At 45.0% G+C, this 14,858-nt stretch carries 13 protein-coding genes; 6 read left to right on the forward strand and 7 right to left on the reverse strand.

The features are described from left to right. Positions 1-155 precede the first annotated feature (155 nt). The 3 genes from AC1DP6_RS02550 (at position 156) to AC1DP6_RS02560 (ending at position 4,345) form a co-directional block, all read left to right on the forward strand. Complete coding sequence (locus tag AC1DP6_RS02550; RefSeq protein WP_477053436.1) at positions 156-1,301, forward strand: tetratricopeptide repeat protein; 1,146 nt, start codon at positions 156-158, stop codon at positions 1,299-1,301. A 112-nt stretch (positions 1,302-1,413) separates the two neighbouring features. Beyond that, positions 1,414-3,327 (forward strand): acetate--CoA ligase, encoded by a 1,914-nt coding sequence (gene acs, locus AC1DP6_RS02555; protein WP_441577663.1) that lies wholly within the window; start codon positions 1,414-1,416, stop codon positions 3,325-3,327. A gap of 76 nt (positions 3,328-3,403) precedes the next feature. Next, positions 3,404-4,345 carry an alpha/beta hydrolase gene (locus tag AC1DP6_RS02560; protein WP_477053437.1) on the forward strand — a complete coding sequence of 314 codons (942 nt, stop codon included), beginning with the start codon at positions 3,404-3,406 and terminating at the stop codon, positions 4,343-4,345. A 173-nt stretch (positions 4,346-4,518) separates the two neighbouring features. On the opposite strand, the gene AC1DP6_RS02565 is transcribed toward AC1DP6_RS02560, so the two are convergent. From AC1DP6_RS02565 to AC1DP6_RS02595, 7 genes are all read right to left on the reverse strand, one after another. After that, positions 4,519-5,085, reverse strand: a complete 567-nt coding sequence (locus tag AC1DP6_RS02565) for a L,D-transpeptidase family protein (RefSeq protein WP_477053438.1) — start codon at positions 5,083-5,085, stop codon at positions 4,519-4,521. Positions 5,086-5,213: 128 nt separating this feature from the next. Further along, positions 5,214-8,153, reverse strand: coding sequence for a M16 family metallopeptidase (locus AC1DP6_RS02570; protein WP_477053439.1), 2,940 nt, complete (start codon positions 8,151-8,153; stop codon positions 5,214-5,216). A 154-nt stretch (positions 8,154-8,307) separates the two neighbouring features. After that, positions 8,308-8,643 (reverse strand): hypothetical protein, encoded by a 336-nt coding sequence (locus AC1DP6_RS02575; protein ID WP_477053440.1) that lies wholly within the window; start codon positions 8,641-8,643, stop codon positions 8,308-8,310. 32 nt (positions 8,644-8,675) lie between these two features. Then, positions 8,676-9,086, reverse strand: a complete 411-nt coding sequence (locus AC1DP6_RS02580) for an outer membrane beta-barrel protein (RefSeq protein ID WP_477053678.1) — start codon at positions 9,084-9,086, stop codon at positions 8,676-8,678. A gap of 73 nt (positions 9,087-9,159) precedes the next feature. Next, positions 9,160-9,372, reverse strand: a complete 213-nt coding sequence (locus tag AC1DP6_RS02585; protein WP_477053441.1) for a hypothetical protein — start codon at positions 9,370-9,372, stop codon at positions 9,160-9,162. A gap of 19 nt (positions 9,373-9,391) precedes the next feature. Further along, positions 9,392-10,465, reverse strand: coding sequence for an anti-sigma factor family protein (locus AC1DP6_RS02590; RefSeq protein WP_477053442.1), 1,074 nt, complete (start codon positions 10,463-10,465; stop codon positions 9,392-9,394). Between the two features lie 41 nt (positions 10,466-10,506). Continuing rightward, positions 10,507-10,992 (reverse strand): RNA polymerase sigma factor, encoded by a 486-nt coding sequence (locus AC1DP6_RS02595; RefSeq protein WP_133807663.1) that lies wholly within the window; start codon positions 10,990-10,992, stop codon positions 10,507-10,509. Between the two features lie 380 nt (positions 10,993-11,372). On the opposite strand from AC1DP6_RS02595, the gene kbl reads away from it, so the two are divergent. From kbl to AC1DP6_RS02610, 3 genes are all read left to right on the forward strand, one after another. Beyond that, positions 11,373-12,560 carry a glycine C-acetyltransferase gene (kbl, locus tag AC1DP6_RS02600; protein WP_441577656.1) on the forward strand — a complete coding sequence of 396 codons (1,188 nt, stop codon included), beginning with the start codon at positions 11,373-11,375 and terminating at the stop codon, positions 12,558-12,560. A gap of 129 nt (positions 12,561-12,689) precedes the next feature. Further along, positions 12,690-13,493 carry a class D beta-lactamase gene (gene blaOXA, locus AC1DP6_RS02605; protein ID WP_477053443.1) on the forward strand — a complete coding sequence of 268 codons (804 nt, stop codon included), beginning with the start codon at positions 12,690-12,692 and terminating at the stop codon, positions 13,491-13,493. A gap of 341 nt (positions 13,494-13,834) precedes the next feature. Continuing rightward, complete coding sequence (locus tag AC1DP6_RS02610) at positions 13,835-14,854, forward strand: VWA domain-containing protein (RefSeq protein WP_477023695.1); 1,020 nt, start codon at positions 13,835-13,837, stop codon at positions 14,852-14,854. The last annotated feature ends 4 nt before the right edge of the window (positions 14,855-14,858 follow it).

Genomic DNA, 14,858 nt, shown 5'->3' on the forward strand with positions numbered 1-14,858 from the left:
GTCTGTAGAAACATTTTCCGAAAAGTATGTTTGCAATAGTAAAGCCTTGTTCCCTGCCCCGGGTTTACAAGGCTTTATTATTTTATGAGATCAATCAACTAAGTTTTTCTTTTTAAAACTAAATTCTTAGTTTTAAGGTTATAAAACGCCTTATTATGCATCAACTCTTAACCCGCTCCCTTGCAATCATCATCCTGACCATTACCCTTCAATCTGCATTGGCCCAGCAATCTATAGATCGTACCCAACTGATGGAATACCTGCAGAACCAGCAGTATGAAAGCGCCATCAGCTACTTACAGCCAAGGGTAGATGAAAACGATATTCCCCAATTATCATTGCTGGCCTATACTTATTACCTGTCAGGCAAAACAAAGGATGCCGTCAGAAAGTATGAGAAAGTACTGCAACTGGATAGTAACAATGTGGTGGCCCATCAATATCTTGCCAGTATATGGATGCAAATGGAAAGTCCGCTACCTGCTATTCTTCATTACCAGGCAATCATCCGCCTGCAACCCACCAACGCCAATGCTTATAAACAGCTCAGCTTTGCCTGTTTTGCCGCACAGCAGCCGGATACCGGATTTGTATGGCTGCAAAAAGCATATGTACTCAATCAAGCTGACCCTAAAGTAACAGCACGCCTGGGCGAAGAATGGATAGACAGACAGCATTATACAACAGCAGACAGCATTCTCCGCTCCTTCCTGCAATCAGACTCCCTGCAGCCACAGGTGATTATGACCGCCGTAAGATCCGCCTGGTTCCTGAAAGATTATAAGCGCTGTACTACCCTGGGGAATCAGCTCATGAATATGCATATCCTTTCTCCCAATACGTTTAGTTTCGTCTCCGCCGCCTGGTACACACTTAAACAATATCAGCAGTGCATTGCCATATATGAATACCTCCGTGCCAGCAACGCACAATCAGAGAATATCATGTATTACGCAGCCATGGCATATACAGAGCTAAAAAATTATACTGCCAGCAATGATTTGTTACAACTCTGCATTGACCTCGCCACCTCCAAAAGCATGGATAGCTATTACAGCGGTAAATCGGCCAATTATGAAGGCCTCCGTCAATACAAATCCGCAGTAGCCAATCTTGATACCGCATATTATCTTTTCCATCAACCTCTGCACCAGTACCGCATTGGTCGTATTTATGAAGTGAATCTTAATAATAAACAACAGGCTACCGTCTACTATAAACGCTTCATGAAAGCAGGCAACCCGGCTGATCCCAAAGAAGCGGATATTTACAAATACCTGCGATCATATGTTGAAAAATAATCTGCTTTTAACATGAATTTTTAGATTATTTCTACTAAACCATCTGGTTTTTCTTAAATTTAAACCCCGTTAGTAAAATGCTTGTACTTAACCAATAAACAATTACGGTGCTATGTCGTACCCATACCAGATCAAGAGTATTGAAGATTATCAGCAGGCTTATCAACAAAGTGTAATTGACCCGGAAGGTTTCTGGGCCAACGTTGCAGACCATTTTTACTGGCGTCGCAAGTGGGATAAGGTATTGGACTGGAATTTTAAAGACCCGGAAATCAAATGGTTTACCGGTGCTAAACTGAACATCACAGAAAACTGTCTGGATCGTCACCTGGGAACATTGGGCAATACCCCCGCTATTATCTGGGAGCCTAATGATCCGGAAGAACACCATCGCATTATCACTTACCGCGACTTATACAATAAGGTTTGCCAGTTTGCGAATGTGCTGAAGAACAATGGCGTTAAGAAAGGAGATCGTGTGTGTATATACATGGGAATGATCCCTGAACTGGCGATTTCTATACTGGCCTGCGCCCGTATAGGTGCCGTTCACTCCGTGGTGTTTGGTGGCTTCAGTGCCCAATCTATTGCAGACAGGATACAGGATGCGCAATGCAGCCTGGTAATTACCTGCGATGGCGCTTACCGCGGTGCAAAGGATATTCCATTGAAATCAGTCATGGACGATGCACTGATGGCCTGCCCATCTGTAAAAAAAGTAATCGTATGTACCCGTACCCGCACTCCGGTGAGTATGCTGAAAGGCAGAGACCTGTGGTGGGAAGATGAAATTAAACAGGTAGAAACGATGGGCAACCCGCCCTGCCCGGCTGAAGAAATGGATGCAGAAGATCTGCTCTTCATCCTCTATACTTCCGGATCTACCGGCAAACCTAAAGGCGTGGTACACACCTGTGCCGGCTACATGGTATATGCCAACTACACCTTCGTAAACACCTTCCAGTATCAGCCAGGCGAGGTATACTTCTGTACTGCCGATATTGGCTGGATCACAGGACACAGCTACATTGCCTATGGCCCGCTCAGCGCAGGCGCCACCACCCTCATGTTTGAAGGGGTGCCTACCTATCCGGATGCAGGCAGACTGTGGGAAATTGTAGATAAATTCAGGGTAAACATATTATATACCGCTCCCACTGCCATACGCAGCCTGATGAGCTTCGGCCTGGGACCCGTTAACCATAAAGATCTCAGCTCCCTCAAAAAACTGGGTAGCGTAGGCGAACCAATCAATGAGGAAGCATGGCATTGGTTTAAAGACAATATCGGTAAAGGCAGGTGCCCGATCGTAGATACCTGGTGGCAAACAGAAACCGGTGGTATTATGATCACTCCGATTGCTGGCATCACCAAAGAAAAACCAGGTTATGCCACCCTGCCACTGCCAGGTGTACAACCTATACTGGTTGATGAAAATGGTAAAGAACTACAGGGCAACGGCGTAAGCGGTAACCTCTGTATTAAGTTCCCATGGCCGGGTATGCTGCGCAGCACCTACGGCGATCATGACCGTTTCCGTAAAACCTATTTTTCTACTTACGAAAATCTCTACTTCACCGGCGATGGCTGTCTCAGAGATGAAGACGGCTACTACAGAATCACCGGCCGCGTAGATGATGTACTCAATGTAAGCGGTCACCGTATTGGTACTGCGGAAGTGGAAAACGCCATCAACATGCACTCCGGCGTAGTGGAAAGCGCTGTAGTTGGCTATCCTCACGACATTAAAGGTCAGGGCATTTATGCTTACGTGATCATGGAAAGACTCACACATGATCTGGAACTGACTAAAAAAGATATTGCTCAAACAGTGGCCCGTATCATCGGACCTATTGCCAAACCAGATAAAATCCAGATTGTAAGCGGTTTACCTAAAACCCGCTCCGGCAAAATCATGCGCCGCATCCTGCGCAAAATTGCTGAAAACGACCTGGATAATTTAGGTGATATCTCTACCCTGCTGGATCCATCAGTGGTAGAAGAAATCAAGGTCGGCAAACTGTAAATTATTCTTAGATTTTTCGACAAGGGATGCAGGAATTTATTTCTGCATCCCTTCGTCATAAATGAATACCCCCGGCATGAAACGTTTTCTCAAAAAGGCAGCCTGGACCTGTCTTTTCCTGTTCCTGCTACTCAACATAACTGCAGCATTCCATGCCTGGAAATTCACGCATTTTTACGATGCAGGAGGCCGCCGCAATAAGCTGCCGGAACAAATGAGCACCGGAGAAAAAATACGCACCATCCTGTTTGGCGTTAGCATTGCTAAGTCGGTAACAACAGCACGCCCTGCTGTCCCCTTTGAAACAGTGCTCCTGCACACAAAAAAAGGGTTGCGGCTGGAAGGCTGGTGGATACCTGTTAAAGCGCCTAAAGGCACCGTTATCCTGTTTCATGGTTATAATGGCAACAAGGGTTCTCTCTTTCCGGAAGCTAATCGCTTCCGGGAACTGGGCTATAACACCTTCTTACTCGATTTCCGGGCGCATGGCAATAGTGAGGGGTATACCTGCAGTGTGGGATTTAAAGAAGCTGAAGACGTAAAGCTGGCCTGGGATTATGTACAGCAAAAGAGTAACCGGCCAATAGTATTGTGGGGCGTGAGCATGGGCGCTGCTGCCATTTTAAAGGCGGTGCCGGAGTATGGCCTCACCCCTCAAAAAGTAATCCTTCAATGCCCTTTTGCATCACTTACAGATGCAGTAAAAAGCCGTATGCGCGCTGTGCACCTGCCCGCCTCCCCTCTTTCGCAGCTGCTTACTTTCTGGGGGGGTGTAGAGCAAGGCTTCTGGGGACCGGGCTACCAGCCAGAAAGCTATGCCAGGCAAATACATATGCCGGTATTATATTTCTACGGCCGGCAAGACATCCGCGTTTTGCCCGGCGAAACGCAGGCCGTATTTTCAAATTTAGGTACCCGGCAGAAAAAGCTGCACATTTTCCCCAACGCCGGCCACCAGTCCTTTTGTGGGAAAGACTCCGCTGTTTGGATGAAGGAAGTCACCGCTTTCCTGCAATAAAAAAGCGCGCACCATACGAGTGGAGCGCGCTCTTCACAGGATCTGACCCGCCGATTTTATATTTGAGTCATGGTGCAGTAAAACTGCGCCACTAGATGCCGTATCTGTTCTGTTGCTAAATTACAACGGTTGGCTGCCACCCGGAGTCACCTGTTGAATTATCCACAAAAATCTTACCGGCGTATCACTACCGGTGTGCCTACTTTCAGGACATCGTACAATTCATTCACATCCGCATTTTTCATGCTGATACAACCCAGCGTCCAGTTAATTCTGCCTTCTACATAATTATCCCGGATACCAGAGTTATATTCTACTCCATGAATGCCGATAGCCCCACCAATACTGGCTTCAGTAGATACCATGCCTTCGGATTGCCGTTGATGGAATTTCTGCCAGGAATCCTCATTGGGATAATCCAGCAGCATAAACCGACTCCAGCTCTTATCTACTCTTTTACTTAAAATATGGAAGGTACCTTCAGGCGTCCTGCGATCACCTTCAACTTGTTTGTCTGTTTGGTCGCGGTTACCAAATACCACTTTGTAGATTTTTCTCAACGTCACATCTTCATATACATACAAACGATAATCGCTCTTGTCTATCAGCAGGAAAACTTTATCCGGATCAATGTTGGCAGCATTTAACCGTACACTATATAAATCAGATTCGTTGACAAATCCACTAAGTGGCAGCAGCAACAGGATCGCTACCAACCAGTAATGACAGCACTTCTTCATAGGGAGTAATAAATATGCAAATAACGTGTAGGGATAAGAATTTATTGTTTGGCAGAAGGGTATAAAAACAAAGGCACAAAGAAATAATCTCTGTGCCTTCGCCTTTTATATACTTTCAGATACGATAATTAGTACCCGAAAATTTCGTCCAGAGAAAGTTTTTTTACTTCTCCATATTTCTTCAACTCGTCTGCAGGTACCTTCTTTTCAGAGGCAACAATGCAATAAGTATATGGTTTATGAGCAAGATATTGATCGTGGAACTTCTTCACTTCGTCAAAATTCATTTTATCAATAGACTCATACACCTGTTTGCGGATATCTGTGCTTAAGCCCAGTTTCTGCGCAGCCAGATAGCTGAAAATAATACCGTCATTGGTGATACGCTCTGTTTCGATATCCTGTTTCATGCCTTCCTTAGCAGTTTCCAGCAATTTATCTGCACGGGGAACATCGTTCAGTAATTCGTTCATACCCACAATCGCATCATTCATTTTATCTGCCTGGCTTCCTACGTAAGCAACTACTGAATAGCGCTCATCTTTTTTATCAGGAGGTGCATAGAACGCATAGGTAGAATAAGCCAGTGCTTTGGATTCACGGATAGTCTGGAATACAACAGATCCCATACCGCCACCAAAATAACTATTGAACAATGTTACCAGACCGGTTTTAGCAGGGTCGTATACTTCTGAGTTTCTCAACCAGTTTACTTCTGTTTGTACCATGTCGTAGTCGGCAAACAGTACCTGGTTTTTCTGCTGGTTATCTTTCACAAACTTCACGGCGGGTGATGCTACTTTGAAGGAAGCAGGCAGGGTGTGCAGCTTTTTCACATCGGCAGCGGCAGCAGTCAGTGACTGAGGGCCCCAATAGATCACGCTGTGTTTGTAGGTAGGCAGTTCATGCAAAATGTTGGTCAACTCGGTAGCTGTGATGCCATCCAGGTCAGCCTGGCTTAACTGGTTGTTGAACGGATTTTTAGCACCGTACATGGCGTAGTTTACCACGCCTTTCATGATCGCACCCTTATTCAGTTTGTTATCTGCGCGGGCTTTCTGCAAGCGGCCTTTCAGAGCAGCCAGTGCTTCTTCATTCGGTTTGCAGTTAGCGATTACATGTTCAAACAAAGTTACTGCCTGATCAAAATTCTCCTGTAAACCACTGATAGTGATAGTTGTATTTTCAGTGGTAGCAGCTACGCTGAAGTTGCAGGCAATATTGTAGAATTCTTTACTGATCTGCTCAGAAGTATATTTATCTGTGCTCAGGAATTGCAGATATTGTGCTGCCAGCGGGAGTTTTTTATCATTCCAGCTACCCATATCGAAACGATAGTACAGGCGGAAAAGACCATTGTCTTTATTCTGTACGTACATCATTTCAGTATTACCCAGCGATGTTTTCTGGATATCTTTTTCGTAATCCAGCCATTGTGGTTTCACTGGAGTAGCAGGCATCGCGGCAATCTTCTGCAGGAAAGCAGATTGTGCTTCTCTGTTTACTTCTACCGGCGTGATCACAGGCTTTTCTACTTTCTGGATGTTTTTGTCTTCACCTTTACGTTTGTAGACAATCACATAATTATCATTGAGGTATTTGTTGGCGTAGTCAACGAGCTGTTTTTTAGTAACCGTGCCCATATCATCTACATAAGCCACATCATAAGCCCAGTTCTGGCCTCTGCTTTTAATGAAGCCATCCATCAATGAGGTAGCGCGGTTGTTATTACTTTCCAGGCCTTGTAATTCGCTCAGTTTCGCATTGTTAACAATCGCTTTCACCAGGGTTTCATCAAAGTCTCCTTTTTTCAGGATGGCGAGTTGACCCAGCAACAGTGCTTTCACTTCTTCCAGAGTCTGACCTTGTTTTGCTTTACCGCTCAGGGAGAAAATGGAATAGTCTTTCAGTCCCATTACACCTGCACTGGCATTCAGTACTTTCTGTTGTTTGTTGATATTTAAATCCAGCAAACCGGCTTTACCATTTTCCAGGATAGCGGACATTACACCCAACACCAGGTTAGATTTGGTATCGAGGGCACCTGGCATTCTGAAAACGATATCTACGCTTTCTGCGTCAGGACCGAAAACTTCTTTTACGATAGGTGCTTTGATCGGAGCTTCCGGAGCAGGCTTGTATTCCTTTACCGGCTTAGCTTTCATGTAACTGAATTTGTCATCGATGGATTTGATCACGTAGTCAGGATCAAAATCACCTGCCATTACCACTGCCATGTTATTAGGCACATAGTATTCGTTGTAGAACTGGCGGATGGCTTTCAGGTTTGGGTTTTTAAGATGTTCTACGGTACCAATGGTAGATTGCTGACCGTAGTTGTGAGTAGGAAACAGGGCAGCGAGCATTGTTTCATACACTTTGCGGCCATCATTATCCAGTCCACGGTTCTTTTCTTCGTATACTGCTTCCAGTTCTGTATGGAACAGGCGGAAAACAGGATCGCGGAAACGTTCTGCCTGAACAGTCAGGTATTTATCGATCGCGCTGGAAGGAATATCTTCTTCGTAGATCGTTTCCTCTACCCAGGTGTGGGCATTGGTACCCTGAGCGCCCATACCGGACATCAGTTTGTCGTATTCATTGGCAATAGCGAATTTAGCGGCAACGCCGGAAACACTGTCTATTTCATGATAAACGGCTTTACGGGCAGCAGGATCAACGGTTTTGTTGTATTTATCATACAAATCGGAGACCTGATCTATCAATGGTTTTTCCTTCGCCCAGTCGAGGGAACCATATTGCTGGGTACCTTTAAAGAGCAAGTGCTCCAGGTAGTGGGCCAGACCTGTATGATCTTTGGGATCATTATCACTGCCGGCGCGGGTGCCTATCAGTGTCTGGATGCGGGGATCTTTTTTATTGACACTCAGGATAACCGTCAGACCGTTTTTCAGCGTGTAAAAACGTGCCTTCATGGGATCATTGGAGATATACCTGTAGGTGTAACCGCCTGAAGTAGCCTCCTTCCATTGGTATTTCCCCTGAGCTCCTGCTGTTTTCAGGGAGCAGGCAAACAGGAATAGTAATACGACTCTTTTAAGACTCATACAATAGTTGGTTTTTTGAAATTATTCTGTCAAATATACCGGAAGTGGAAAATAAATAAGGGGAAAAAGGGGGAGAATTGTATGAGCGGTAGATGCACAGGGATAACAACCGATTGTCCAACCGGTAGTAATCTTAACAAGACGGGTAATTTGATCAGGGAATGGAATTATTATATATCGAGTATTGTCCCTTTACCACTGCCAGGTTAAACAGCAGCGAGTCGGTTGTTTTATTGGCAGTACCCGTTTGCTTTTTTGTCCGGGCCTTATTTCTGGGGCGTACCACCGGTGCAGACATCGGGACACTCGTTATCTGTGAAATATAGTGCGCCGGGATATTATCGGGTAATATGGCCACAGGCAGCTGCTGTAGCTGATGATTGGGAGTTAGACTATTTTTCTCGATCCGAACGCCTAACAAACGCTTTTCACAGGAGTGAATCCATGCAATACAACCAATACATGTCATCAGAGCAACAAAAGAACGCATAAACACAATTTAGGACTGGCTAGCTAATAAACTTAGAACCCATTCAACCGGATACCGATTGAAAAGGGATATTGCTGTAACCCGTAATCATGTAATGCCGTCAGGGCAAAATTTGCATACAACTTCACAGGACCGTAGCCCAATTCACTGGTTAGCCCAAAACGCCATTTATTCAGATTAAAGTCATCAGTTTTTCTCACTTTACCTCTCTCTTCACTTACTTGCTTTGTTCTGGATTTAAGGAGATAACCACCGGAGACACCAATGCTCGCCTGGAATGCACGACTCGGGCGGGCGGGGTTAGAATTAAAGTTAAGCATTACCGGCACTGATATGTATTCGGCAAATAGCTTATTCTTTGAAAACTCTACGGAATCTCTGATTATTTGTGTAGGATACCCTGGCAAATATGTGATGCTCCGGGCATACCTATAGTTATTCATCTCTAATCCTAAAGCATATAACAAGTTAAGTTTGTGTTTTGTTATATTAAGTCGCTGCTCAAATATCCATATATTAAAATTGATTGATTTCCCGGTGATTAGCTTGAATTCTGATGGTGTTAATGGCTCGCTTGCGTCCCTGGGGGCGAAGGTAGCTGATAATGATCAGTCCTTTGATCTGTATAGTATCTGGAGTGGCTGGAGCATTCTTTGTATCCGCCTTTTGCGCATGAGCCCATTCGCCACATAATACCAGTAACAAAATGAGTAAAATTTTATGCTTCATATGCTATCACCATGATTTATTATTTATTCCTTTTGCGGGAAAAAAACTTAGCTACGTTGGTTACTTTATCAAGGATTTTGCTGTCACTACCGCTTACGGACATGATCAGTTCTCCCTGAATGCCCGGTTGGGCGGTTACAGGGGCTACCTTATTATTGCTGACGGTGGCAGTTGATGCCATAACCGTTTCTTTATTGGCTTCTGGTTTTACAGCGGCGATATGTGCATTATCCGCCTGTTGCAGATGTTGTTCCACCACTTCATCCATTGAATTACGCTGAGGTGGCAATTGCGACATTACTGGTGCATCTCCTTTGGGAGCAGTGGTATTGGCGGCGGCCAGATCGGCTGTTTTAACCGGAGTTGCTGCAGTGGTTACCGGTTTCTTTTCGCGGGTGGTAGCCGTTTTATTACTTTTTGCCAACAGCGGTTGATCGTTCCGCGGGCTTGCAGCAGCTGGTATGGCTACCGGCGCAGGGGCAACTTCAGGTACTGCAGTTGCAGGGGCCGGCGCGGGTGTTACTTTTGGTGCAGTAACGGCACCAGGCGTATTAACAGCGAATGCTGGCGGACGTTGGGAATGATTATCTGCCGGTAACAGCCAGATAATAAGGCCGGCCATTACAGCGGCAGCCGCTACTCCCCATCCTATACGACGATACATCGGAGCAACCCGGTGTTTCTTACTTCTGTATAAGGATGCTTTATCTCCAAATACCAGGTTGGTATCCGGTGTTAATTTTGTTGCCTGCAGGAGAGACAGTTCCTTTTGGGCAGCCGGCCGCTGAGCCAGGTACACCTGTAAGGTTTGTTCTTCTTCAGAAGTAAGTTCCCCATCAATATAACTCAGCATTAACTCCTCATAATCAATGGTATCCACTGATGAGGTTCTGTATAAGGCCGCTTTATTATCAAATACGATTGTTTCATCCGGTACTACGCGTACACCTTCCAGCAGCTCCAGTTCCTGTTTGAATTGGGGATGTTTTTGCAGGAAAAGCTCCAGCGCCGCCTGTTCTGCCTCATTCAGCTCACCATCAATGTAGCTGAGGAGATAGGACTCGTAGTTTGATATGTTAATCTCTATTGACAAAAATCTATTTTATTATTAATGCTTTAGTAATTATAAAAAAATTATATAACATTCTCCATCTTCACCAGGTAATTCTTCAGATGTATCCTGGCCCGGTGCAGATAAACTTTTACCTGGGAAGGGTTCAGGTTCATCATCTCTCCTATTTCTTCATAAGAATATCCCTCATAATCCTTTAGCAGTACCAGGGAACGCTGTACCTCACTGAGTTTGGATAGCGCTTTTTCAATCACCTCTTTCGCGTTATGTATCTTATGATCCGAAACTTTCTCTTCGTCTTTGAACTGGTCAACCAATGTGATCCGCTTTACCTTACGCACATGATCTATCATATTGTGGTAGCCGACTGTGAACAGGTATGACTTAGCCTTTTCAAAAGGCACATCCTGACAGTGCTTCCACAATATTTCGAATGAATTCTGTACTACGTCTCTGGCATCTTCCGCATGCTCCAGATTTTTAACGATAAAGCGGAATAAATTGTCCGAATACAGATCCACGCATTTATTGTACTCCTTTTCCGTCATTCCGGTGGTGCGGGATTTTAGTGCTAAGTTCCGACAAAAACTTTAATACCCATCATTGACAACATCCATCCTTGTTACCCACACCAGCTCTAAAGCCTGTAAAACCTCCCGCACAGTTGTAGTAACAGTTCCTTTCAAACTGATCATCAATCCTTTATTCAGTATACTCTTTTAGCATTTCTCACTTAAAGGCTGACAGCTCAGTTTTTCACTTCATGGCATTTATGATCATGATAGTACTATGACGGAGTGCAACGGGTAAATGTTACACCTGGGTCAAACTTTTTGCATATCCGGTCCTTAGTCATGCGGACGATGAATAATCGTAATACATTTATTGCCATAACTTTGGTACATCGAATTTAAATATTGCAATTTTTATGAATGAAAAGTTTATAACCCGTTTACGGGAAGAACTCGGCGATATCAACAAAGCCGGCTTGTACAAAAGAGAGCGCATTATTACATCTGAGCAGGGGGCTGAAATACAGGTTGGAGGCAATACAGTACTTAATTTTTGTGCCAATAACTACCTCGGGTTATCTTCTCACCCGGCCGTAGTGAAGGCTGCCAAAGATGCTATTGATACGCATGGATATGGAATGAGCAGTGTCCGCTTTATTTGCGGCACACAGGATATTCACCGGGAGCTGGAGGAAAAAATCTCCAAATTCCTGGGTACAGAAGATACTATTTTATATGTAGCGGCATTTGACGCCAATGGTGGCGTATTTGAGCCATTATTCAATGAGCAGGATGCTATTATCTCTGATGCGTTGAACCACGCTTCTATCATTGACGGGGTACGTTTGTGCAAAGCCCAGCGTTTCCGCTATGAGCATAACAATATGGCCGACCTGGAAGCGAAGCTGCAGGAGGCTAAAGACTGCCGTAGCCGCATCATTGTTACAGACGGTTCATTCAGTATGGACGGTACCATTGCCCAGCTGGATAAAATCTGTGACCTGGCAGATAAATACAATGCCATCGTGATGTCTGATGAAAGCCATTCTTCCGGCTTCCTCGGCAAAACAGGCCGTGGTACACATGAATACCGTGGCGTAATGGGCCGTGTAGATATCATCACAGGTACCCTCGGTAAAGCCCTGGGTGGTGCTTCCGGTGGTTTTACCAGCGGTCCTAAAGAGGTAATTGACATTCTGCGTCAGCGCAGCCGTCCTTACCTGTTCTCCAACTCAGTGGCTCCCAGCATCGTAGGCGCTTCTATTGCCGTACTGGACATGCTGAGCGAAACAACGGAGCTCCGCGATAAACTGGAATACAATACCAAATACTTCCGTACCAAAATGACGGAAGCAGGTTTCGATATTAAACCCGGCGATCACCCTATTGTTCCGGTAATGCTGTATGATGCAGTATTGAGTGCACAGTTTGCAGATAAGTTGCTGCAGGAAGGCATCTACGTCATTGGATTCTTCTTCCCGGTAGTACCAAAAGGCCAGGCCCGTATCCGCGTACAGCTGAGCGCCGGTCACGAACAGGCACATCTCGACAGGGCCATTGCCGCCTTTACCAAAGTGGGCAAGGAACTGGGTGTTATTAAATAAATAATACAGCAAAAAGCAGTAGAGGCAAATGACAACAGGCGCTTATCCCCGGTTGTCATTTGCCTCTACTGCTTTTTGCTTTACGCTCTTTTGGCTACTTTTGCCCCTTATAATTTAATCTTTATGCTGATGAAACGATTTGGCTGGATGTTATTGGCGATAGGTTTGTCCCTTGCTGCCTGCGCACCGAATAATGTAAAAGAAGAGAATAGCTGGGAAAAATATTTTGCCCAATACAAAGTAGAAGGCACTTTTATGTTGTTCAATAACAGCCAGGGCGAATTTAAAGTCTACAACCTGGAAAGGGCTAAAAAACGTTTTCTGCCGGCATCAACCTTCAAAATATTCAATGCCCTGGTAGGATTACATACCGGGGTCATTAAAGACACCAGCATGGTCATTCCCTGGGATGGTGTTACCCGTCAGATCCCTGCATGGAATCAGGACCTCAGCATGGCACAGGCATTTAAACAGTCGGCTGTACCTTATTTCCAGGAAGTAGCCCGTCGTATCGGTCAACCTACCATGCAACTATGGCTGGATTCTATCAAATATGGCAACATGAAAATCAGCCGTTTAGATACTTTCTGGCTGGATAACTCCCTGCAGATATCACCGGATGAGGAATTAGGCTTTGTGAAGAAACTGTATTTTGATCAGTTGCCTTTTTCCAAAACAACCATGAAAACCGTACGTGAGGTGATGCTCATGGAAAAAACGCCAAAATATGAACTGTCTTACAAAACAGGATTGGGCAATAATGAGGCTAAGAAAATAGGCTGGATCGTAGGCTGGATTGAAGAAAACAGGCACCCCTGCTTCTTTGTACTGAATATTGAAACAGAGGACCCCAACATCGATATTCCTAAAGTTCGCATGGAAATACTCCGCAATATCCTCACGGATGCCGGCTATTTCAAAGGCGAAATGTAATTTTTGTCATCCGGCGATGGAAAGATGAGCAAATGCCCTACCAGGACTCATCTTCCCATCATTGGATAAATCTCAAGTCCACATCAAGTCCACCTTTCCTCCGCATCAAGTCCACCTCAAAGGCAGGTCATCGGCAGGTAATAGGCAGGTCATAGCCTGCTTTGAAACTGGCTCCTCCTATGTTTAAGGCGCACCCAACCCTGCAAAAGTGCACTCCAATAACAAGTGATCGTTAAAAAAACGATAAAACCCCACCTCAACGGCTTGCAATACGTGACAAAAAAATTATTTTTGATATCTTACCTGGTTTACTACCGGTAACGGATATCTTAAAATCGAATATGTTACGATTTCAGCATAGTGAATATTTATGGGCATTGGTGCTCCTGTTAGTCTTACAGGTGGCCTTCCTGGGTGTATCCTGGTGGAAACGCCGTTCTATACGCCGTATTGGAGACCAGGCACTGGTAGAAAAGCTTTTTACCGGTTATTCCCGCAAACTGTTTGTATTAAAGTTCCTGCTTATTTTCCTGGCCTTCTTTTTTGGTGTGGTGGGCCTTGCTAACCTCCAGAAGGGTAGCCGCATGGAAAAGATTACCCGCAAAGGGGTGGATGTAATGATTGCGCTGGACGTAAGTAAAAGTATGCTGGCCACCGATGTACAGCCAGATCGCCTTACCCGTGCACGCCAACTGATCAGCAAATTGATGGATAAGCTGGACAACGACCGTGTAGGCCTGGTGGTATTTGCCGGCAATGCCTATCTGCAAATGCCGCTGACAGTAGATTATTCCGCTGCCAAAATGTATCTCAGCACCGTATCTCCGGATATGATACCTTCACAGGGTACTGCTATCGGACAAGCCATACAGGTATCAGATGATGCTTTCAATAAAAAAGAACGTAAACATAAAGCCCTGATCATTATCTCCGATGGGGAAGATCATGACGAAACAGCAATACAACGGACTAAAGCCGCCTTCGAAAACGGCGCGGTGACTAATACCATCGGCATTGGCTCAGTATCTGGTTCTCCCCTCCCCGACCCTGAAACAGGTGGTTATAAAAAAGACCGGGAAGGAAATACCGTTATCTCCAAGCTGAATGAAAACGAACTCAGATCTATTGCTGCTGCCGGTAAAGGTATTTATCAGCACCTGGACAATAATACAGACGATGTGGTGAATACGCTGGTGAATAAAATAGACAGCATGGAACAGAAAGAGTTTGGCGAAAATGTATTCACAGATTACAATAGTTATTTTCAATATTTCCTGGGCATATGCCTGGCATTGCTGCTGATTGAATTTTTTATCCCTGAAGTACGTTTCAAACGTACGGCAGAAACACCCGCAGCTTAATACA

This window comes from Chitinophaga sp. 01L420, from assembly GCF_056399985.1.

Coding starts and splice junctions, on each gene's coding strand:
- AC1DP6_RS02585 (WP_477053441.1), bottom strand. CDS start 9,372: ATGAAGCATAAAATTTTACTCATTTTGTTACTGGTATTATGTGGCGAA.
- AC1DP6_RS02595 (WP_133807663.1), bottom strand. CDS start 10,992: ATGACGGAAAAGGAGTACAATAAATGCGTGGATCTGTATTCGGACAAT.
- AC1DP6_RS02610 (WP_477023695.1), top strand. CDS start 13,835: ATGTTACGATTTCAGCATAGTGAATATTTATGGGCATTGGTGCTCCTG.
- AC1DP6_RS02580 (WP_477053678.1), bottom strand. CDS start 9,086: ATGAATAACTATAGGTATGCCCGGAGCATCACATATTTGCCAGGGTAT.
- acs (WP_441577663.1), top strand. CDS start 1,414: ATGTCGTACCCATACCAGATCAAGAGTATTGAAGATTATCAGCAGGCT.
- AC1DP6_RS02565 (WP_477053438.1), bottom strand. CDS start 5,085: ATGAAGAAGTGCTGTCATTACTGGTTGGTAGCGATCCTGTTGCTGCTG.
- kbl (WP_441577656.1), top strand. CDS start 11,373: ATGAATGAAAAGTTTATAACCCGTTTACGGGAAGAACTCGGCGATATC.
- blaOXA (WP_477053443.1), top strand. CDS start 12,690: ATGAAACGATTTGGCTGGATGTTATTGGCGATAGGTTTGTCCCTTGCT.
- AC1DP6_RS02570 (WP_477053439.1), bottom strand. CDS start 8,153: ATGAGTCTTAAAAGAGTCGTATTACTATTCCTGTTTGCCTGCTCCCTG.
- AC1DP6_RS02550 (WP_477053436.1), top strand. CDS start 156: ATGCATCAACTCTTAACCCGCTCCCTTGCAATCATCATCCTGACCATT.
- AC1DP6_RS02575 (WP_477053440.1), bottom strand. CDS start 8,643: ATGCGTTCTTTTGTTGCTCTGATGACATGTATTGGTTGTATTGCATGG.
- AC1DP6_RS02560 (WP_477053437.1), top strand. CDS start 3,404: ATGAAACGTTTTCTCAAAAAGGCAGCCTGGACCTGTCTTTTCCTGTTC.